The organism is Streptomyces aureus, from assembly GCF_001418135.1.
Classification (GTDB): domain Bacteria; phylum Actinomycetota; class Actinomycetes; order Streptomycetales; family Streptomycetaceae; genus Streptomyces; species Streptomyces aureus_A.
Window position 1 is genome coordinate 13,617 of sequence record NZ_LIPQ01000073.1, and the last position, 19,243, is coordinate 32,859.

The 19,243-nt window shown below is 72.4% G+C and carries 19 protein-coding genes; 10 read left to right on the forward strand and 9 right to left on the reverse strand.

Annotated elements, in window-relative coordinates:
• Positions 1-327: 327 nt before the first annotated feature.
• A complete protein-coding gene (locus AOK00_RS07665) occupies positions 328-3,006 on the forward strand; it encodes a DEAD/DEAH box helicase (RefSeq protein WP_055599554.1) in 2,679 nt (892 codons plus the stop codon).
• 130 nt (positions 3,007-3,136) lie between these two features.
• Positions 3,137-4,027, forward strand: a complete 891-nt coding sequence (locus AOK00_RS07670) for an alpha/beta fold hydrolase (RefSeq protein WP_055599555.1) — start codon at positions 3,137-3,139, stop codon at positions 4,025-4,027.
• 22 nt (positions 4,028-4,049) lie between these two features.
• Here AOK00_RS07670 and AOK00_RS07675 read toward each other — a convergent pair whose 3' ends face one another.
• Complete coding sequence (locus AOK00_RS07675; protein ID WP_055599556.1) at positions 4,050-4,979, reverse strand: NYN domain-containing protein; 930 nt, start codon at positions 4,977-4,979, stop codon at positions 4,050-4,052.
• 175 nt (positions 4,980-5,154) lie between these two features.
• Between AOK00_RS07675 and AOK00_RS38120 the strand changes: the two genes are divergently transcribed.
• A complete protein-coding gene (locus tag AOK00_RS38120) occupies positions 5,155-5,307 on the forward strand; it encodes a hypothetical protein (RefSeq protein ID WP_086024648.1) in 153 nt (50 codons plus the stop codon).
• Between the two features lie 116 nt (positions 5,308-5,423).
• Here AOK00_RS38120 and AOK00_RS07680 read toward each other — a convergent pair whose 3' ends face one another.
• The 3 genes from AOK00_RS07680 to AOK00_RS07690 all read right to left on the reverse strand — a co-directional run bounded on the left by AOK00_RS07680 (position 5,424) and on the right by AOK00_RS07690 (position 7,919).
• Complete coding sequence (locus AOK00_RS07680; RefSeq protein ID WP_055599557.1) at positions 5,424-6,029, reverse strand: MarC family protein; 606 nt, start codon at positions 6,027-6,029, stop codon at positions 5,424-5,426.
• Between the two features lie 282 nt (positions 6,030-6,311).
• On the reverse strand, positions 6,312-7,175 hold the full coding sequence (locus tag AOK00_RS07685) for a PHP domain-containing protein (RefSeq protein WP_055599558.1): 864 nt from the start codon (positions 7,173-7,175) through the stop codon (positions 6,312-6,314).
• Positions 7,176-7,280: 105 nt separating this feature from the next.
• Positions 7,281-7,919: a DUF6758 family protein gene (locus AOK00_RS07690; RefSeq protein ID WP_055599559.1), complete on the reverse strand. Its 639-nt coding sequence runs from the start codon at positions 7,917-7,919 to the stop codon at positions 7,281-7,283.
• A 179-nt stretch (positions 7,920-8,098) separates the two neighbouring features.
• Here AOK00_RS07690 and AOK00_RS07695 point away from each other — a divergent pair, with 179 nt between their 5' ends.
• Positions 8,099-9,328 carry an MFS transporter gene (locus AOK00_RS07695; protein ID WP_055599560.1) on the forward strand — a complete coding sequence of 410 codons (1,230 nt, stop codon included), beginning with the start codon at positions 8,099-8,101 and terminating at the stop codon, positions 9,326-9,328.
• Between the two features lie 191 nt (positions 9,329-9,519).
• Positions 9,520-9,792, forward strand: coding sequence for a hypothetical protein (locus AOK00_RS07700; protein WP_055599561.1), 273 nt, complete (start codon positions 9,520-9,522; stop codon positions 9,790-9,792).
• A 46-nt stretch (positions 9,793-9,838) separates the two neighbouring features.
• Here the strand turns inward: AOK00_RS07700 and AOK00_RS07705 are convergent, their stop codons facing one another.
• The gene (locus AOK00_RS07705; protein ID WP_055599562.1) at positions 9,839-10,423 is read right to left on the reverse strand and encodes a suppressor of fused domain protein; all 585 of its coding nucleotides are present in this window, start codon (positions 10,421-10,423) and stop codon (positions 9,839-9,841) included.
• A 427-nt stretch (positions 10,424-10,850) separates the two neighbouring features.
• Between AOK00_RS07705 and AOK00_RS07710 the strand changes: the two genes are divergently transcribed.
• Both AOK00_RS07710 and AOK00_RS07715 read left to right on the forward strand, forming a co-directional pair.
• On the forward strand, positions 10,851-11,978 hold the full coding sequence (locus tag AOK00_RS07710) for a magnesium and cobalt transport protein CorA (protein WP_055599563.1): 1,128 nt from the start codon (positions 10,851-10,853) through the stop codon (positions 11,976-11,978).
• A gap of 88 nt (positions 11,979-12,066) precedes the next feature.
• Positions 12,067-12,576, forward strand: a complete 510-nt coding sequence (locus AOK00_RS07715; protein WP_055599564.1) for a hypothetical protein — start codon at positions 12,067-12,069, stop codon at positions 12,574-12,576.
• A gap of 115 nt (positions 12,577-12,691) precedes the next feature.
• On the opposite strand, the gene AOK00_RS07720 is transcribed toward AOK00_RS07715, so the two are convergent.
• Complete coding sequence (locus tag AOK00_RS07720) at positions 12,692-13,450, reverse strand: hypothetical protein (protein ID WP_055599565.1); 759 nt, start codon at positions 13,448-13,450, stop codon at positions 12,692-12,694.
• A gap of 268 nt (positions 13,451-13,718) precedes the next feature.
• Here AOK00_RS07720 and AOK00_RS07725 point away from each other — a divergent pair, with 268 nt between their 5' ends.
• The 3 genes from AOK00_RS07725 to AOK00_RS07735 are packed head-to-tail and all read left to right on the forward strand — an operon-like array spanning position 13,719 to position 16,757.
• Positions 13,719-15,002, forward strand: a complete 1,284-nt coding sequence (locus tag AOK00_RS07725) for a magnesium transporter MgtE N-terminal domain-containing protein (RefSeq protein WP_055599566.1) — start codon at positions 13,719-13,721, stop codon at positions 15,000-15,002.
• Complete coding sequence (locus tag AOK00_RS07730) at positions 14,992-15,579, forward strand: DUF1003 domain-containing protein (RefSeq protein ID WP_055599567.1); 588 nt, start codon at positions 14,992-14,994, stop codon at positions 15,577-15,579. Before AOK00_RS07725 ends, AOK00_RS07730 begins: the two co-directional genes overlap by 11 nt.
• A 44-nt stretch (positions 15,580-15,623) precedes the next feature.
• Positions 15,624-16,757, forward strand: a complete 1,134-nt coding sequence (locus AOK00_RS07735; protein ID WP_079041882.1) for an Mrp/NBP35 family ATP-binding protein — start codon at positions 15,624-15,626, stop codon at positions 16,755-16,757.
• Positions 16,758-16,803: 46 nt separating this feature from the next.
• On the opposite strand, the gene AOK00_RS07740 is transcribed toward AOK00_RS07735, so the two are convergent.
• The 3 genes from AOK00_RS07740 to AOK00_RS07750 all read right to left on the reverse strand — a co-directional run.
• A complete protein-coding gene (locus AOK00_RS07740; RefSeq protein WP_055599569.1) occupies positions 16,804-17,430 on the reverse strand; it encodes a hypothetical protein in 627 nt (208 codons plus the stop codon).
• A gap of 74 nt (positions 17,431-17,504) precedes the next feature.
• Entirely contained in the window at positions 17,505-17,981 is a 477-nt protein-coding gene (locus AOK00_RS07745) for a sec-independent translocase (RefSeq protein WP_055599570.1), read from the reverse strand.
• A 91-nt stretch (positions 17,982-18,072) separates the two neighbouring features.
• The coding region (locus AOK00_RS07750) for a S1C family serine protease (protein ID WP_159041695.1) at positions 18,073-19,243 on the reverse strand (1,171 nt) is incomplete at its 5' end.

The following is a 19,243-nucleotide window of genomic DNA, read 5'->3' on the forward strand; positions in this document are numbered from 1 at the left end:
ACGTATCCAGTGGGCCGACTCATGAATGAGGATGCCCGGTCGGTGGCCCGATCGGCTCCGGCCCGACAGCCCTTCCGGCGGACCCGCGGAAGGGTCACCTCAGCGGTACGACGCTCGAGCGACGGCAGTGGTCCCGTGCCACCCGGCTGCGATCCCCCGATCGCGCCGGCAGTTCCCGGCACGGTACGACCCCCTTCGTTCGCCTCGCACCGCGTCCACAGAAGAGGCAGCACCCTGACTACGACTTTCCGAGACCTCGGAATCCTTCCCGAGACGGCCGAAGCCCTTGAGGCGGTCGGCATCGTCAACCCCTTCCCCATCCAGGAGATGACCCTTCCGGTCGCCCTGACCGGCACCGATGTCATCGGCCAGGCCAAGACCGGCACCGGCAAGACCCTCGGTTTCGGTCTGCCGATCCTGGAGCGCGTCACCGTCCCCATGGACGTCGAGGCCGGCCGGGCCAAGCCCGAGCAGCTGACCGACGCCCCGCAGGCGCTCGTCGTCGTCCCCACCCGCGAGCTGTGCCAGCAGGTCACCAACGACCTGCTCACCGCCGGCAAGGTGCGCAACGTCCGGGTGCTCGCCATCTACGGCGGCCGCGCGTACGAGCCCCAGGTCGAGGCGCTGAAGAAGGGCGTCGACGTCGTCGTCGGCACCCCCGGCCGTCTGCTCGACCTGGCCGGCCAGCGCAAGCTCGACCTGTCCCACGTCAAGGTCCTCGTCCTGGACGAGGCCGACGAGATGCTCGACCTGGGCTTCCTGCCCGACGTCGAGAAGATCATCAACATGCTTCCGGCGAAGCGTCAGACCATGCTGTTCTCGGCGACCATGCCGGGTGCGGTCATCGGCCTGGCCCGCCGCTACATGTCGCAGCCGACGCACATCCGCGCCACCTCGCCCGACGGCGAGGGCGCGACCGTCGCCAACATCAAGCAGCACGTCTACCGCGCGCACAACATGGACAAGCCGGAGATGGTCTCCCGCATCCTGCAGGCCAACGGCCGCGGGCTCGCGATGATCTTCTGCCGCACCAAGCGCACGGCGGCCGACATCGCCGAGCAGCTGGAGCGTCGCGGCTTCGCCTCGGGCGCGGTCCACGGCGACCTCGGCCAGGGCGCCCGTGAGCAGGCGCTGCGCGCCTTCCGCAACGGCAAGGTCGACGTGCTCGTCTGCACCGACGTCGCCGCCCGTGGCATCGACGTCGAGGGCGTCACCCACGTCATCAACTACCAGTCGCCGGAGGACGAGAAGACGTTCCTCCACCGCGTCGGCCGCACCGGCCGCGCGGGCAACAAGGGCACCGCGGTGACCCTGGTCGACTGGGACGACATCCCGCGCTGGCAGCTCATCAACAAGGCGCTGGAGCTGGACTTCCACGAGCCGGTCGAGACGTACTCCTCGTCCCCGCACCTGTTCGAGGAGCTGGACATCCCGGCGGGCACCAAGGGCATCCTGCCCCGCGCCGAGCGGACCCGTGCGGGTCTGGGCGCGGAGGAGCTCGAGGACCTGGGCGAGCCCGGCGGACGCCGTGCGCGCGGCCCGAAGAACGACCGGACCGAGCGGACCGAGCGGACCGAGGAGCGCCCGGAGCGGACGCGGACCCCGCGTCAGCGCCGGCGTACCCGTGGCGGCGAGCTGGACGCCACGGCGTCGGCGGCCTCCGCGGCCCCGGCCGTCGAGTCCGCGCCGGTGACGGACGAGGCGAAGACCGAGTCCGGCCCGCGCACCCCGCGCCGCCGCCGTCGCACCCGTGTCGGCGCCCCGGGCTCCGCTCCGGTGACCCAGACGGCCCAGACGGCCCCGGCCGCCGAGGCCGCGCCCGCGACGGTCGTCCAGGCCGAGCGGAAGGCTCCGGCCGCCCGGACCGCGGTCGAGGACGCCGCTCCGGCGCCGGTGGCCGAGGCTCCCGTGGCCGAGGCCGTCGTCGTCGAGGCCCCCGTGGCCGAGGCCCCGGCCGCCGAGCCGAAGGCCCCGCGCCGCCGCAGCCGTACCGCCGCCCGCCCTGAGGCCGTGCGCACCGCCCCGGCCCCCGTGGCCCAGGAGCCGGCCCCGGCCCCGCGCCGTCGTCGTCCCCGGGTGGCCCGACCGGTCGAGGACACCGTGTCGTTCCAGACGGTCGAGACGGCCGCGGCCGCCCTGCGTGCCGCGAAGGCCGCGCCGGTCGTCGAGGCGCCCGTCGTCGAGGCCCCGGTCGCCGTGGCACCGGTGGTCGAGGCCCCGGTGGTCGAGGCCCCGGTCGCCGAGGAGCCGAAGAAGGCCCCCCGTCGCCGTACCGCCAAGAGCGCCGTGGCGGAGCCGGTCGCCGGGACCGTCGCCGCCGCTCCGGTGGTGGCCGAGCCGGTCGCGGCTGCCGTCGCGCCCGTCGTCGAGGCCGCCGCCGCGGTCACGGCCGAGGTTCCCGCGCCGCGTCGCCGCCGTGTGGTGCGGAAGGCCGCCGGTTCGCCGGTGACCTCCACCCCGGTCGTCGAGCCCGTCGTCGAGCCGGCGCCCGCGCCGGTCGTCGAGGAGGAGCCGAAGAAGCCCGCGCGTCGCCGTGTGGTCCGCAAGGCCGCCGGTTCGCCGGCCACGTCGACCGCGGCCGCGACCGTGATCGTCACGACCCCGGTCGCCAAGGCCGCCCCGGCCGTCGTCGCCGAGGCCCCGGTCGCCGAGGCCGCCCCGGCCGTCGTCGTCGAGATCCCGGTCGCCGAGACCCCGGCCGCCGAGGAGCCGAAGAAGGCCCCCCGTCGCCGTACCGCCAAGAAGGCCGTGGCGGAGCCGGTCGCCGAGACCGTCGCCGCCGTCGAGGCCCCGGCCGCCGAGGAGGCCCCGAAGGCTCCCCGTCGTCGCGCGGCCAAGAAGGCCGTCGTCGCCGAGGCGCCCGACGCCTCGGAGCCGAAGGCGCCGACCCGTCGCCGTACGACGAAGAAGGCCGCCGCGGAGCCGGTCGCCGAGGCCGCCGAGGCCCCGAAGACCCCGCGCCGCCGCACCACCAAGAAGGCGGCGGCCGCTCAGCCCGAGAGCTGATCCCGCCCCACCTCACGACCGCGGCCCGGCCCCTCTCCAGGGGGGCCGGGCCGCGGTCGTGTGACCCGGAAGCGCCCCGTGGGGACGGGCGCCCCGGGCCGGTCCCGGTGCGCACGGTTACAGTCCAGATATGAGCAAGCCCCGGTCCCTCGTCCTGCCGCCCGGCACCCGTGCCCACCACCTCGTGACCGCGCGGGGCGACTTCGCCGTGCTCGACATGGAGCCGCGCGGCGTGCGGCGCGGGACGGTGCTGCTGCTGCCGGGGTACACCGGCAGCAAGGAGGACTTCCTGGCCCTGCTCGGTCCGCTGAGCGAGGCCGGATACCGGGCGGTGGCGGTGGACGGGCGCGGTCAGTACCAGTCCCCGGGCCCCCGCGGCCGGGCCGGATACCGCCGCAGGGCGCTCGCGCTCGACGCGGTCGCGCAGGCCTCGGCGCTCGGCGACGGCCCGGTCCATCTGCTCGGCCACTCGTTCGGCGGCCTGGTGGCCCGTGCGGCCGCCTCGCTCGCCCCCGCAGCCTTCCGCTCCCTCACCCTGCTCTCCTCGGGCCCCGGCCGGGTCGCCGGGCCGCAGCGCGTCCGGGTGCGCGTGCTGCGCGTCGCCCTCGCGTTCCTGCCGAAGGAGCGGGTGTGGCAGGCGATGTGCTGGCTGGACAGCCGGGGCGAGGAACCGGACACGGACGACGCGCCGGAGCTCGCGGGGTTCCTGCGACGGCGCTGGATGCGGACCCGGATCGCGCAACTGGCGGGCGCTGGACGGCTGCTGCTCAGCCGTCAGGACGGTACGGCGGACCTCGCCGCGCTGCGGATGCCGCTGCACATCGCGTACGGCGCGGACGAGATGGTCTGGCCCACGGCCACGCTCGCGGCGACGGCCGCCCGCACGGGCGCGCACCACACGGTGGTGGCGGATGCCGGCCACTCCCCCAACGTGTCGCACCCGCAGGAGCTGACGGACTGCCTCACCGGCTTCTGGGAGCGGACGGCGGCCCCCACCGGAGTGGGCAGCACCGCCCGCTGACCGCGGCTCCCGCGGGCAGCCGTCAGAACTGCCCCTTGAGGTGCTGCCAGAAGCCGTCCCGCAGGGCGCGCCGGAGTGCGGCGTGGCCGCGCAGGGACCGGCTGAGGAGGCGCTCCGCCTCGACGAGCAGGTCCTGGTCGACGGACCCCGGCAGATAGGGCGCGCCCGGCAGGAGTTCGGCGAGGCGGTCACGGCCGCGTTCGCCGAGCCAGGTCGCCGCGATCTGGGCGCCGACGAACCGCACCTCCTCGCGGGACGGCGGCGGCTCGCCCTCGTTCTCGTACGTGGTGACGGGGCGGCGGGTGACGTAGGGGCGGCAGAAGTCGAGCTCGAAGGTGCGCTGGCTGTCGACCTCCCAGAGGAGCGCCTCGGCCTGGTTGCGGCCCTCGGCGGCCTCGATGCCCCAGAGGTGGACGCGGGCGCCGTAGCCCTGTGCCGCCTCGACGGCCGACACGAGGTCCTCGTCGCCGCCGACGAGGGCGGCGTCGCTGATGGCGCGGTGGCGGGCGAGGGACTCCAGATCGGTGCGGATCAGGGAGTCGACGCCCTTCTGCTGGTTGTTGGCGTTGAGGTTGCCGAGGCGCACCTTGACGTCGGGCAGTTCGGCGATGGCCTGCTGCTCGGGGGTGTGGATACGGCGTCTGGCCCCGTCGTACCAGTAGACGCGGAGCAGTCGGCTGTCGGCGAAGATCGTGCGGGCCTTGTCGATGAAGGCCTCGATGAGGCCCTCGGCGTCGAGGTCGAAGGAGCGCCGGTCCTCGGTTCCCGTCACCAGCAACCCGGCCGCAGCATGGACGTAACCCGCGTCGACGAAGATGGCGTGGGTGGAGGGGGTCTTGGCGACCTCGGCCAGCATCCGTTGGAGGAGCTCATTGGTGCGCTCCAGGCGCGCGTCGAGGGCGCGCAGGCGGGCGTCGGTCTCGGTCACCTGAGTGGTGTCTGCGTCGTTCATACGGGGCTCATTCTCCGCCGCTCCGGGCCCGGCCGCCACACCCTCCTACCCATCAGTAGTTAGACATCCGAAAATTTTCCTTAGCGTAAGGAATGTTTGCAGGATGCATGTCGTTGGAGCCATACGTAACGCAGTTCTCCACCAGGAGGATCAACTCAGACGAAGGGAGAAGCCTGTGCGCTTCGAAATCCTGCGACTCGACGACATCGACGGCACGCCCGTCGACCGGACCGTCGTGGACGCCGCCTCCGTCAACCGGATCGTGCAGCAGGCCGCCTCGATCGGCCAGCGCATCTGGATCCGCCCCGCCGAGACCTCGGCCTCATAACAGGCCCGGTCCACACCACGCACCGCGCCCCCGCACGGACTTCGCAAGAGCGGAATCCGTACGGGGGCGCAGTGGTGTCCGGGTCCGGCGCGCCGACGGGCGCCCTCCCCGGCGCGTCAGGCGTTCTGGATCACCTGCGTGATGCCGTTGATGATCTGCTGCACCGCGATGGCGGAGAGCATCATGCCGGCGAGCCGGGTGACCAGGACGACGCCGCCGTCCTTGATGACCCGGATGATCAGCAGCGAGTACCGCATGGTCAGCCAGAGCACGACGTGCATGGCGACGATGGCGGCCCAGACGGAGACCTGCGCGGCGGCGCCGTCGGCGTTCTGGACGGCCAGGATGACCGAGACGATCGCGCCGGGGCCGGCGAGCAGCGGCATGCCGAGCGGCACCAGGGCGACGTTGACGTCCTTGGTCTGCTTGGGCTCGTCGGTCTTGCCGGTGAGCAGGTCGAGCGCGATGAGCAGCAGCAGGAGACCGCCCGCGATCATCAGCGCGGGGACGGAGACGTGCAGGTAGTCCAGGATCTGCTGGCCGAGCAGACCGAAGACGGTGATGACGCCGAAGGCCACGGCGACGGCCTGCCAGGCCATCCGGCGCTGCACCTTGGCCGCACGGCCGGAGGTGAGGGCGAGGAAGATCGGGGTGATCCCGGGGGGATCCATGATCACGAAGAGGGTCAGGAACAGCGAGCCGAAGACGGCGACGTCGAACACGTGGGGTGCCTTGCGGGAGAGGTCGAACGGTGGGGTGTGGCCCGGCGGCGCGGAATGCAGGATTCCGGAGGCAGGGCAGGAAGAACGCCACCCCGCGTCACGGCGCGGAGCCGTGAGGGGGCGGACCAGAAGAGGAGAAGCCACCGGGCGGGCCGGGGACGGGCCGCACCGTCCGCACCTGGACACGGGGCAGGGCACGGAGCGCGGCGGACCTCCCGGCCGGCCGGCCGGGACGGGTCCCGCGGAAGGGATCCGGACCCCGTGGAGCCCGGCGGCCGGAGGCTAGGCGGCGGATCCCCCCGCGCCGGGGACCGGGAAGGCCCCCGCGGCCCGGCGGGTGATCTCGCCGTAGATCTCGGGGTCGGTCGTGTACTCACCGAGGCGGCAGGTCTTGCGGCTGCCGTGGTAGTCGCTGGAGCCGGTGGTCAGCAGACCCAGCTCCTTCGCGAGCCCGCGCAGCCGTGCCCGCGTCGCCTCGTCGTGGTCCATGTGGTCGACCTCGATGCCGTCGAGTCCGGCCTCGGCGAGCCGGGCTATCGAGGCCTCGGGCAGCACCTGGCCGCGCTTGACGGCGAGCGGGTGCGCGAAGACGGTGACACCTCCGGCCGCCTTGACCAGGCGGATGGCGTCGATCGGGTCCAGCTCGTGCTTCTCGACGTACGCCCGGCCGCCGTCGGCGAGCCACGCGGGCGTGAACGCCCCGGACACGTCCGGCACGACCCCGAGCTCGACGAGCGCCTCGGCGACGTGCGGGCGCCCCACGGAGCCGTCACCGGCGATGCGGGCGACCTGCTCCCAGGTGACGGGAACGCCGAGTTCCTGGAGCTTGCCGACCATGGCACGCGCGCGCGGGACCCGGTCGTCGCGGACGAGCTCGCGCTCGGCGAGGAGCGCGGGCTCTTCGGGGTCGAAGAGGTACGCGAGCATGTGCAGGCCGATGCCGTCGACCCGGCAGGACAGCTCGGCCCCGGTGACCAGGGTCAGCCCCTCGGGCAGTGCCCCGATCGCCTCGGCGTGGCCCCGGGTGGTGTCGTGGTCCGTCAGCGCGACGACGTCGAGCCCGGCGGCGGCCGCGTTGCGGACGAGCTCGGCCGGGGAGTCCGTACCGTCGGAGGCCGTGGAGTGGGTGTGCAGGTCGATGCGCACGACGCGTTGCTCCAGGACTTCGGCACGGACGAGGGACGCTCCAGCATAACGGGCGAATCGAACACGCCCGTACGGAAGGAGCCTGCCCGGTCGGCCGGGCGCGCGTCAGCCCAGCAGCCTCGGTGTCAGCGCTCCGCACGGCAGGAGTTCGACCTCGGCGCCCGCGTCGCGCAGGTCGGTCAGGACCAGCTCGTCGTACATCAGGAGGCCCGACTGCTCGGGCCAGACGATCGCCCACAGCCAGAGGCCGCGCGCCTCCCCCGCGAAGACCGCACGGTCCTGCGGGGCGCCGTTGACGTGCCAGAGCGGGGTCGGGCGGCCGGCGGCGAGGACCTTCGTCTGCGGGGACTTGTCGATGGCCATGCCCGCACCGGGGTCGGGGCCGTCGATGCCGGCGTACCGTGCACCGAGGCCGACGCCGAGTTCCTCGGCGATCAGGAGCAGCTCGCCGATGCCGCCGAGCGGGCCGGGTCCCGAGCAGGCGACGGCGGTCGCGCGTCCGCCGCTGCGGTCGTCACCGGCGTACGCGACTCCGGTGAAGAGCCAGCCGACGGGCAGGGGCCACGGCATCCACACCGGCACGTGGGACCGGTGCACCACGACGCCGAGGGCCTCGACGCTGGGCGGGATCACGGGCTGGAGCGGGTGCACCGAGCCGTGCACGTCGCACTGCCAGGAGTCGGCGAACAGCCCGGGCGCCCTGACCCGGCCACCACACTTCGGACAACTGGGTTCGCCCCTCATAGGGCCCAACGGTCCTACCACCGGGGCCCCGCGTCAAGGACGATCACCGACGATCACCCGTCCGGCCCGTGGCGTTCCGCCCCCTGCCACCCGTGAATATAAATGTAGCTTGCACTTATTAGGCGCCCTAACTTATCCTGTGTATATCGCAACCATCTCGGCACGGAGGAGCGGCACCCATGGAGAGAGCAGAAGAGAACGCCGGCGGAGGCAGCATCCTGCGTCAGCCACCGGCCGTCTGGGCCACCGCCGGCGCGTCCGTCGTCGCCTTCATGGGCATCGGCCTCGTCGACCCGATCCTGCCGTCGATCGCCCAGGGCCTGGACGCGACACCCAGCCAGGTGTCGTTGCTCTTCACCTCGTACTTCCTCATCACCGCCGTCGCGATGCTGGTGACCGGCTTCGTCTCCAGCCGCGTCGGGGGACGCCGGACCCTGCTGACCGGGCTCGCGCTGGTCGTCGCCTTCGCCGCCCTCGCCGGCACCTCGGACTCCGTCGGCGAACTCGTCGGCTTCCGGGCCGGCTGGGGACTCGGCAACGCGCTCTTCGTCTCGACCTCGCTCGCCGTGATCGTCGGCGCCGCGGCCGGCGGCAGCGCGGCCGCGATCCTGCTCTACGAGTCGGCACTCGGCCTCGGCATGGCCTGCGGGCCGCTGCTGGGGGCCGTGCTCGGCGACGCCAGCTGGCGCTACCCCTTCTTCGGCACGGCCGCGCTGATGGCGATCGGCTTCCTGTGCATCGCGGTCTTCCTCAAGGAGCAGCCGAAGCCGGCCGGCAGGACCTCGCTGCTCGACCCCGTCCGGGCGCTGGGCCACGGCGGACTCGCCTCGGCCGCGGCGGCCGCGTTCTTCTACAACTACGCCTTCTTCACGGTGCTCGCCTTCACCCCGTTCGTGCTGGACATGACGCCGTACAAGTCCGGCGCGGTGTTCTTCGCCTGGGGTGTGCTGCTCGCCGTCTTCTCGGTCCTGGTCGCCCCCCGGCTCCAGCGGCGCTTCGGCTCGCTCACCGTCCTCGGCGGCTCACTGGTGCTGCTCGCGGCCGACGTGGTGGTGCTCGGATACGGCGATCACACGACCGCGATCGTCTGCACCGTCCTGTCGGGCGCGTTCATCGGCGTCAACAACACCGTCTTCACCGAACTCGCCCTCGGCGTCTCGGACGCCCCGCGCCCGGTGGCCAGCGCGGGCTACAACTTCGTCCGCTGGTTCGCCGCGGCCGCCGCCCCGTACCTCGCCCCGAAGATCGAGGAGTGGAGCGACGTCCACATGCCGTTCGTGGTGGCGGGCGTGGCCGCGGTACTCGGCGCCGTGGTCGTGCGGGTCCGCCGCGACGCCCTCACGCTCGAAGCCCGGGAACCGGCCCCGAAGCAGGCCACGGAGGACGGCGTCGGGGTCCTCGCCGGCTGACCCCGGGCACCGCTCCGGCTCCGGCTCCGGGGAAGGCCCCGGGCCGGGGCGGCGGTCCGGGACCGGCCCGAGGGCGGGACGGACCGGCCGCGGCCGGGCGGGCGGGCCGCCGCACCGGGACCGCCCCCTCGCAGCCGGGACGGACCCGTCGCGGCCGGTTTGCCTCGGGAGGCGCGGGCAAGACGGAGCCCATGAGAGGCATCGACTCCGTCATAAGAACCGTGGCCCGCGTCCTCGCGGGCATCCTGGTCGTCTGGATCGTCCTGGACCTGCTCGACGCCAATCGGGGCAACACCGTGGTCGGCTGGTTCCACAGCGCCGCCGACTGGCTCGCCGGCTGGTCGATCGGGCTCTTCAGCGTCTCCCAGCACACCCTTCAGGTGCTGCTCGACTACGGCATTCCGGCGATCGTCTACGTGGTGATCGCCAACCTCGTCGCCAGCAGGACCGTCGCCCGGACCTGAACGGGAGGAGCCCGGTGGGCGGAACGCCTTCCGGCCCGGCGTGCCGTCAGTCCAGATTCACGGACCTGCGCAGTGGATCGCGCAGGTCCGTGCCCTGCGTCAGCCAGCGCTCCTCCAGGGCCTGTGCCCCGTGGACCCGCTTCCACGCCGCCTCGTTCGACGTCATCGGGAGCAGTGGCAGGAACCGCACCGGGTCCATCGGCTCGTCGAGCTCCAGGTCCTCGACCAGACCGCCGGACTCGGCGACCAGGACCGAGCTGAAGGCGGCGCCCGGCCAGAGCGCGTCGCCGACGTCCAGCGAGGCGCCCGGGGCCACGACGACGCCCTCGACCTGCGGCGTGGCGGCGAGGACGGCCAGCGGGCGCAGCACCTTGTCGGTGTCGGCGAGGCCGGCCCGTACGGTCAGGACGAGCTCGGCGCGCGGCCCCTTGACCGGATCGGCGAGCGCGGCGGTCGGGTCGGCCATCGGCTGTGCGGACATGCCGAGGGTCGCGTACCGCACGAGGTCGCCGTCGATGAAGCGGAGCACCTCGATCCGGTCCGTGCCGAGGAACGTCACCGCGGCCCGCGCGTCCGGTTCTCCGAGGGCCGTCCGCAACCGCGCCTCGACCAGAGCAAGAACTTCTCCCATGTCCTGAGCATAAAGCGCGTATGGAACGGGCAAAGGAAGGGATTGACCCTCAGTCGGCTGATAGTCTTGGCCGCTGGTCGGGAGTCCCGAACTCCCGACTACTCGTCACACGTCATCCCTCACGAGGGACCGGCCGGAGGAGGTGGGGCTGCGATGGACCGAAGTCGATCGGGCAGTACCAGCCGCTCTTCCGCCCCGCACCCGAGCCCGGTGCGTACGTACTTCCGGTGATTCCCGGCCCGTACCCGTACGGACCCGCCTCTCCGGCATCTCGCACGACGGAAGAGCATCTCGCCTTTGCCTGTCTGTAGCGAACGCCGTCACCGCGATCTCTCGGTGCCGCCCGCTTTGTGGACGACGTAGCTCCACGTCCCCATTCCGGGCTGTTCCACGCTCGCCGACGGCTTCTCCGTGAAGGAGCATGCCCATGTCGATGATCCGTGACCTGCGCGCCGCCGTCCGTCCGAGCCTGCGGCACCCCCTGCGCAAGACCCCCACCACGTACACCTCGTACGACCCCACCCGCGACCACACGGCCTCCAGCGCCGTGGTCGACTGCGCCGTCTACCGCGACGGACGCCGCATCGACGACCGCGAGTGCCTCACCCCGCGCGGCGCCATGAGCCAGGTGCGGGAGAGCGGCGGCTTCGCCTGGATCGGCCTGCACGAGCCGACCGAGGCCGAATTCGCCGGTATCGCCGCCGAGTTCGGGCTGCACCCGCTCGCCGTCGAGGACGCCGTCCACGCCCACCAGCGGCCCAAGCTGGAGCGGTACGACGACACCCTGTTCACCGTGTTCAAGACGATCCACTACGTCGAGCACACCGAACTCACCGCGACCAGCGAGGTCGTCGAGACCGGCGAGGTCATGTGCTTCACCGGCCCCGACTTCGTCATCACCGTCCGGCACGGCGGCCAGGGCTCCCTGCGCAACCTCCGGCACCGCCTCCAGGGCGAGCCCGAGCTGCTCGCCAAAGGGCCCTCGGCGGTGCTTCACGCCCTCTCCGACCATGTCGTCGACGGCTACATCGCGGTCGCTGACGCCGTCGAACTCGACATCGACCAGCTGGAGATCGACGTCTTCTCGCCGGCCGCGAAGGGCTCGACGCGCGGTACGGACACCGGCCGGATCTATCAGCTGAAGCGTGAGGTACTGGAGTTCAAGCGGGCCGTCACGCCGCTGCTCCGCCCGATGCAGCTGCTCTCCGAGCGGCCGATGCGGCTGGTCGACCCCGACATCCAGAAGTACTTCCGGGACGTCGCCGACCACCTCGCGCGCGTGCAGGAGCAGGTCGTCGGCTTCGACGAACTGCTCAACTCCATCCTCCAGGCCAACCTGGCGCAGGCGACCGTCGCGCAGAACGAGGACATGCGCAAGATCACCTCGTGGGCGGCGATCGTCGCCGTCCCCACGGCGGTCTGCGGCGTCTACGGCATGAACTTCGACCACATGCCGGAGCTGCACTGGAAGTACGGCTACCCGATGGTGCTGACCGGCATCGTCGCGATCTGTTTCACCATCCACCGCACGCTGAAGCGCAACGGCTGGCTGTGACCGCCCCGGGGCTGGGCCCTGTCGTCGAGATCCCGTCCGCCCCGCGGGCGACGACGGGAGTTTGACGACAGGGCCTAGGCTTCGGGCCATGACTGAAGAGCTGCTCGGGTCCGCCCTCGTCGAGGAGGCCACCAAGAAGTCCGGCCTGGTGTGGGTCCGCGGCACCGGCCCGGCCCGCGCGCTCTGGCACGTCTGGTTCGACGGGGCGGCGTTCGTCGTCGGCGACGGCCCCGGCGAGCAGCCGCTGCCGGGCCTGGTGGACGGCGGGACGGCCGAGGTCACGGTCCGCAGCAAAGACAAGGGCGGCCGTCTCGTCGCCTGGACGGCCTCCGTGCGCGAGATCGCCCACGGCACCGAGGAGTGGGACGCGGCGGTCGCCGAGCTGAAGGGCAAGCGGCTCAACGCACCCGACGGCGAGGCCATGACGGGCCGCTGGGGGCGCGAGTGCCGGGTCCTGCGGCTCGACCCCCGGTCCTCGACCACGGAGCTGCCGGACGGCTCCCTGGCGGCCGTACCGCTGCCCTCGGCGGCCACGACCCGCGACCCGGTGCCCTCCGGTCTCCCGAAGCTGCTGCTCAAGCGCCGCAAGCGACGCTGAACCAGGATCGGGTCCTCGGGCGCCGCCGGCCGGGATCGGTCCTCCGGCGCCGCCGCCCGGGATCGGTCCTGCGGCGCCGCCGCCCGGGATCGGCGCCGCGGAAGCGGGCCCGGGATCAGGTCCTGGGCAGCTGCTTGCCGTAGTCGAGGATCTCTTCCCTCGACGGCTCGGTGAGCGGGAAGTCCTTGTTCCACTCGGAGAGGACCACCAGGCCCGCTCCCCCGCCCCGCGCGAACTGCAGCGGGTACGGGTCGCCCTGCAGCGCCACGTCGAGGGTGCCGCCCTCGCCGTCCGCGCCGCCCTTGACCTTGACCGTGCGGATCCCGCCGATCTGGTCCCGGTCGCCCTTGACCTTCTCCCCGTGCAGCCCGGTCAGCCCGGTCAGCAGCAGGTCCATGTCGGTGAAGCCGCGCAGCTGCTTGTACGCGGGGTCGCCCTGCGGCACCTTCACGTACTTGTCGTCGAGCTTGTCGGCCGCCTCGGCGTCCGCCTCCGTCGGCTTGTCGCTGCCCTCGGACTCGTGGGACCAGAAGTCCGCGTCCGCCTTCAGATAGAGCGCCTCGCCGACCCGCAGCAGCTCGAAGGTGCTGTTCTTCGTCGTCACCGAGCCGGTGGCGCCGTCCTGCTTGAGGCGCATGTTCAGCTTGAAGGTGTCGCCCTTGCTGACGAGGGTGCCGGAGAGCCGGACCGCCTTCGCGGTGTCCGCGGCGGTCCGTGCCTTGCCCTCGATCTCGGCCGCGGAGAGCTTCCCGACCCCGTTGGTCCCCTCGTCCGGATCGGCGGCACAGGCCGTGAGCCCCACGGTCAGACCGGCGCAGAGCGCGAGCGGCGCGACGGCCCGGTGGATACGCGACGACGCGGCACGAACGGCCATCAGCGCTGCCTCTCATGTCGTGGGGGACACGGACCGCGGCCCGTACGGGGGGGACCCGGGGCGGCGGCCTTCTGTTCTGCCAGTTCTGCCGGGCGGGGGGCCGGCGTGCCGGTGGGGACGGCAGACCGCAGCGTACCCGGGCCGCGTGACGCGCCCGGCAGCAGCCGTACGGAGGCGCTGCCGGGGCGGGGCGGAACGGCACGGGCTAGCCTGAACCCGGCAAAGCTCGGCAATGATCGAATCGTGCGGCACCGAGGAGGCGCGTGGCATGGCGGCAGGCGCCCCCAGGATCTTCGTCTCCCACCTCGCCGGAGTCCCGGTCTTCGACCCCGTCGGCGACCAGGTCGGCCGGGTCAGCGACCTGGTGGCCATGCTGCGGGTCGGCCGCAGGCCGCCGCGGCTGCTCGGCATGGTCGTCGAGGTCCTCAGCCGCCGCCGGGTGTTCGTGCCGATGACGCGGATCACCGGCGTGGAGTCCGGCCAGGTCATCACGACCGGGGTCGTCAACATGCGCCGCTTCGAGCCGCGCCCCACCGAGCGCCTCGTCCTCGGCGAACTCCTCGACCGGCGCGTCCGGCTCGTCGGGCCCGGCGGGCAGGAGGGCGAGGAGGTCACCGTCCTCGACGTCGCCATCCAGCAGCTGCCCGCCCGCCGCGACTGGGAGATCGACAAGGTCTTCGTCCGCAAGGGGAAGGGCGGGGTGCTGAGCCGCAAGGGCGAGACGCTGACCGTCGAGTGGTCGGGCGTCACCGGCTTCTCCCTGGAGGAGCACGGGCAGGGCGCCGAGAGCCTGGTCGCGACCTTCGAGAAGCTGCGCCCCGCCGACCTCGCCAACGCGCTGCACCACCTCCCGTCCAAGCGGCGCGTCGAGGTCGCCGCCGCGCTCGACGACGACCGGCTCGCCGACGTCCTCGAAGAGCTGCCGGAGGACGACCAGATCGAGATCCTCGGCAAGCTGAAGGAGGAGCGGGCGGCCGACGTCCTGGAGGCGATGGACCCGGACGACGCGGCCGACCTGCTGTCCGAGCTGCCGGAGGAGGACAAGGAGCGGCTGCTGACGCTGATGCAGCCGGACGACGCGGCCGACGTACGCCGGCTCCTGGCGTACGAGGAGCGCACGGCGGGCGGTCTGATGACGACGGAGCCGATCGTGCTGCGGCCGGACGCCACGGTCGCGGACGCGCTGGCCCGGGTCCGGCAGCAGGACCTCTCGCCGGCGCTGGCGGCGCAGGTGTACGTGTGCCGGCCGCCGGACGAGACGCCGACGGGCAAGTACCTGGGCACGGTGCACTTCCAGCGGCTCCTTCGCGATCCGCCGTTCACGCTGGTCAGCTCGCTCGTCGACAGCGATCTGCCGCCGCTCGGCCCGGCCACCCCGCTGCCGGCCGTGACCAGCTATCTCGCCGCGTACAACATGGTCGCGGCGCCCGTGGTGGACGAGAGCGGGTCGCTGCTCGGCGCGGTCACCGTCGACGACGTGCTCGACCACCTGCTGCCGGAGGACTGGCGCGAGACCGACTTCCACGAGGAGGGGGCCGGACATGGCGGCTGAGCGCACGCACGACCGCGAGCGGGAACGGGACCGGGACCGTGACCGGGAGCGCGACCGGCCGGGAACCCGCATCCGGCTCGACCTGCCGCGCGAGCGGCGGGCCAAGCTCCTCCCGGAGTACGACCCCGAGGCGTTCGGGCGGCTCTCGGAGCGGATCGCCCGCTTCCTGGGGACGGGCCGGTTCCTCGTCTGGATGACCCTGACGATCATCGTCTGGGTCGTCTGGAACATCTTCGCGCCGGGCCCGCTCAAGTTCGACGAGTACCCCTTCATCTTCCTGACGCTCGCGCTGTCCCTCCAGGCCTCCTACGCGGCCCCGCTGATCCTGCTCGCGCAGAACCGGCAGGACGACCGGGACCGGGTCAATCTCGAACAGGACCGGAAGCAGAACGAGCGGTCGATCGCGGACACCGAGTACCTCACCCGGGAGATCGCGGCGCTGCGGATGGGCCTCGGCGAGGTGGCCACCCGCGACTGGATCCGCTCGGAGCTCCAGGACCTGATCAAGGAGCTGGAGGAGCGCCGGGATCTATTCCCGCCGGCCGACACCCGGGGAAGTGACGTACCCGACCGTTGACAGGCCTTTCATGGGCCGGTGGTCGGCGCCGTACCATCGTCGGTATGGCTATGGAAGACGCGGTGCTCGAAGCACTGGCGACGGTGAACGACCCCGAGATCAACAAACCGATCACTGAGCTCGGCATGGTCAAGTCGGTGGAGATCGAACCGGACGGCAAGGTCGCCGTCACGGTCTACCTGACCGTCTCCGGCTGCCCGATGCGCGAGACCATCACCCAGCGGGTGACCGACGCCGTCTCCGGCGTCGAGGGCGTCACCGGCGTCGACGTCTCGCTGGACGTGATGAGCGACGAGCAGCGCAAGGAGCTCGCGGCGGCGCTGCGCGGCACGACCGCCGAGCGCGAGGTGCCGTTCGCGAAGCCGGGCTCGCTGACCCGGGTGTACGCGGTCGCCTCCGGCAAGGGTGGCGTCGGCAAGTCGTCCGTCACCGTGAACCTGGCCGCGGCGATGGCCGCCGACGGTCTGAAGGTCGGCGTCGTCGACGCCGACATCTACGGCCACAGCGTGCCGCGGATGCTGGGCGCGGACGGCCGTCCGACCCAGGTCGAGAACATGATCATGCCGCCGTCGGCGAACGGCGTGAAGGTCATCTCCATCGGCATGTTCACCCCGGGCAACGCGCCGGTCGTGTGGCGTGGCCCGATGCTGCACCGCGCGCTCCAGCAGTTCCTCGCGGACGTGTACTGGGGCGACCTGGACGTCCTCCTGCTCGACCTGCCCCCGGGCACCGGCGACATCGCGATCTCGGTCGCGCAGCTCGTGCCGAACGCGGAGATCCTGGTCGTCACCACCCCGCAGCAGGCGGCGGCCGAGGTCGCCGAGCGGGCCGGCTCCATCGCCGTCCAGACCCACCAGAAGATCGTCGGCGTCGTCGAGAACATGGCGGGCCTGCCGTGCCCGCACTGCGACGAGATGGTCGACGTGTTCGGCACGGGCGGCGGCCAGCGGGTCGCCGACGGTCTGACGCAGACCACGGGCGCGACGGTCCCGGTCCTCGGCTCGATCCCGATCGACGTACGGCTCCGCGAGGGCGGCGACGAGGGCAAGCCGGTCGTCCTCTCCGACCCGGACTCCCCCGCGGGCGCGGCGCTCCGCGCGATCGCCGGCAAGCTCGGCGGCCGCCAGCGAGGCCTCTCGGGCATGAGCCTGGGCATCACGCCGCGCAACAAGTTCTGAGGTCATGACGAAGGGCGCCCCCGAGGGGGCGCCCTTCGTCATTCCGTCACGCGTAGGCGTCGAGGTCCTTGATCTGGGCGAACCCCAGCCCGTACGCGCTCATTCCGCGCCCGTACGCCCCGATGTGCACGCCCGCCGCGGACCCCGCCAGGACCCACCCGAACTCCGACTCGCGGTAGTGGAACGGCATCGGCACCCCGTCCACCGGCAGCGACAGCGTCGACCACTCCGCCCCGTCGAGGTCGTCGGCCAGCTCGAACGCCGTCTCGGTCTGCTGGTCCAGCCAGTTGTCCCGCGTCGCGTGGTCCAGCGAGGCGGGCCAGGTGTGGACGAGCAGTCCCGAGCCGGCCAGCCAGGCCGCCGAGGACACGGTGGTGGCGTCGAGGACGCCCGTGCCGTCACCGGTCCGCCGGACCGGGCTCGCGGCCACCGTCACGACGACCGCGAACCGCTCCTTCTCCGCGCCGCTCGCGTCCGTCTTTATCGACGGCGTCTCACCGTGCCCGGTCGAACCGTGCTGCACAGTGCCGTCCGCCGCCGTACCCACCTGCATGAGCCAGCGCGGCCCGGTGAACGCCTCGTCGAGGCCGTACCAGGCGAAGGGTGCCCGCAGATAGCCCTCGGCGGTCCGCCGGGCCAGGGGTACGCCCTCCACCCGACTCGTGGTCTCCATCTCGGCCGCCTCCTCGTTCCGTCAACAGAGGGAGGATAGCCACCGGGACGCGTCGGGTTGGTGACAGCCCGTCGTCAGGTCGCGTCGGAGTCGTACGGAGGGCGCTCTCCGGTGTCCGGCTTGTCCTGCTTCTTCAGCAGGTCCGGGGTGCCGTTGGCGGAGGTGACGGCACCGGAGGAGCCGACGGCCGACGGGGAGCCGTTGACGGCCGAGGGCTGCGGCTCACGGCCGTGCACCGCGTCGGCGACGTCGTTCATCTCCTTCTTGAGGTCGAAGCTGCCACGCAGCTCCTTGAGCTCCCGGAGGTCCTCGTTCTGCTCCATCTGCTTGCGGAGGAACGTCTTCGGGTTGAGGTCCTCGAACTCGAAGTCCTTGAAGTCCGGCCCCAGCTCGCTGCGGATGTCCTCCTTCGCGCTGTCCGAGAAGTCACGGACCTTCCGGATGAAGCGCGAGACGTCCTGGATGACCTTCGGGAGCTTGTCCGGCCCGAAGACGAGCACGGCGAGGACGACGAGCGTCACCAGCTCGAGTGCGCCTATGTCGCTGAACACCTGGTAGCTCCTTCATGCCGGTCAAGGGCCTGGTCCACGGTACCCGCCGAAACTGCCGGACGGGTACCTCCAGGTGTTCGTCACATGGCGCTCAGGTGCCCTGCGACGAGCCGAGCGTCAACGTCTTTGTCAGCTCTTTGCCGTCCCGGGTCAGGGTGAGCTCCAGCCGGTCGCCGGGGCGGTGGGCGCGGATCTTCACGATCAGCTCCTCGCCGTTGTGCACGCGCTGGCCGTCGACCTTGGTGATGACGTCGCCGGGACGGAGTCCCGCCGTCGCGGCCGGGCCGCCGGGCGTGACGGACGCGGAGCCGTCCTTGCCCTTCTCGCCGACCCGGGCTCCGTCGCCGTTGAACTGCATGTCGAGGCTCACACCGATGACGGGGTGGGTCGCCTTGCCGGTGTTGATGAGCTCCTCGGCGACGCGCTTGCCCTGGTTGATCGGTATGGCGAAGCCGAGGCCGATGGAGCCGGGCTGGGAGGCGCTGCCGCCCTCTCCCTCGCCCGAGCCGCCGCCGGCCGCGCGGATGGCGCTGTTGATGCCGATGACCCGGCCCTTGGCGTCGAGGAGCGGGCCGCCGGAGTTGCCGGGGTTGATGGGGGCGTCGGTCTGGAGGGCGTCGACGTAGCTGATGTCGCTGCCGTCGCCCTTCTCCCCGCCGGCGGTGATCGGGCGCTCCTTGGCGCTGATGATGCCGGAGGTGACCGTGTTGGAGAGGTCGAAGGGGGCGCCGATGGCGACGACGGGGTCGCCGACGCGGACGTTGTCGGAGTTGCCGAGCGGCAGCGGCTTGAGGCCGGAGACGCCGGTGACCTGGACGACGGCGAGGTCGTAGCCGGTGTCCTTGCCGACGACTCTGGCGCGGGCGGTCTCGCCGCTGGAGAAGGTCACCGAGATGTCGCGGGAGGACTGGGCCCCGTCCACGACGTGGTTGTTGGTGAGGATGTGGCCCTTGGTGTCGAGGACGAAGCCGGTGCCGGTGCCGGACGAACCGCCGCCCTTGACGTGCAGGGTGACGACGCCGGGCAGGGCGCTGGCCGCGATCCCGGCCACGCTCTCCGGGGCCCGGTCGGTGTCGCCGGCCTCCGCCTGCGGCAGCTCGACGGTGGTGATCCCGCCGTTCCGCTCGACGTACGCGCCGATGCCGCCGCCGATGACTCCGGTGACGAGCGCGAAGGCGAGCGCCCCGGCGACGGCGAGCCCCTTGCGGGACTTCCTCGGGGCCTGCGGGGCGGGGAGCCCGGCCCCGCCTGCCCCGAGGAAG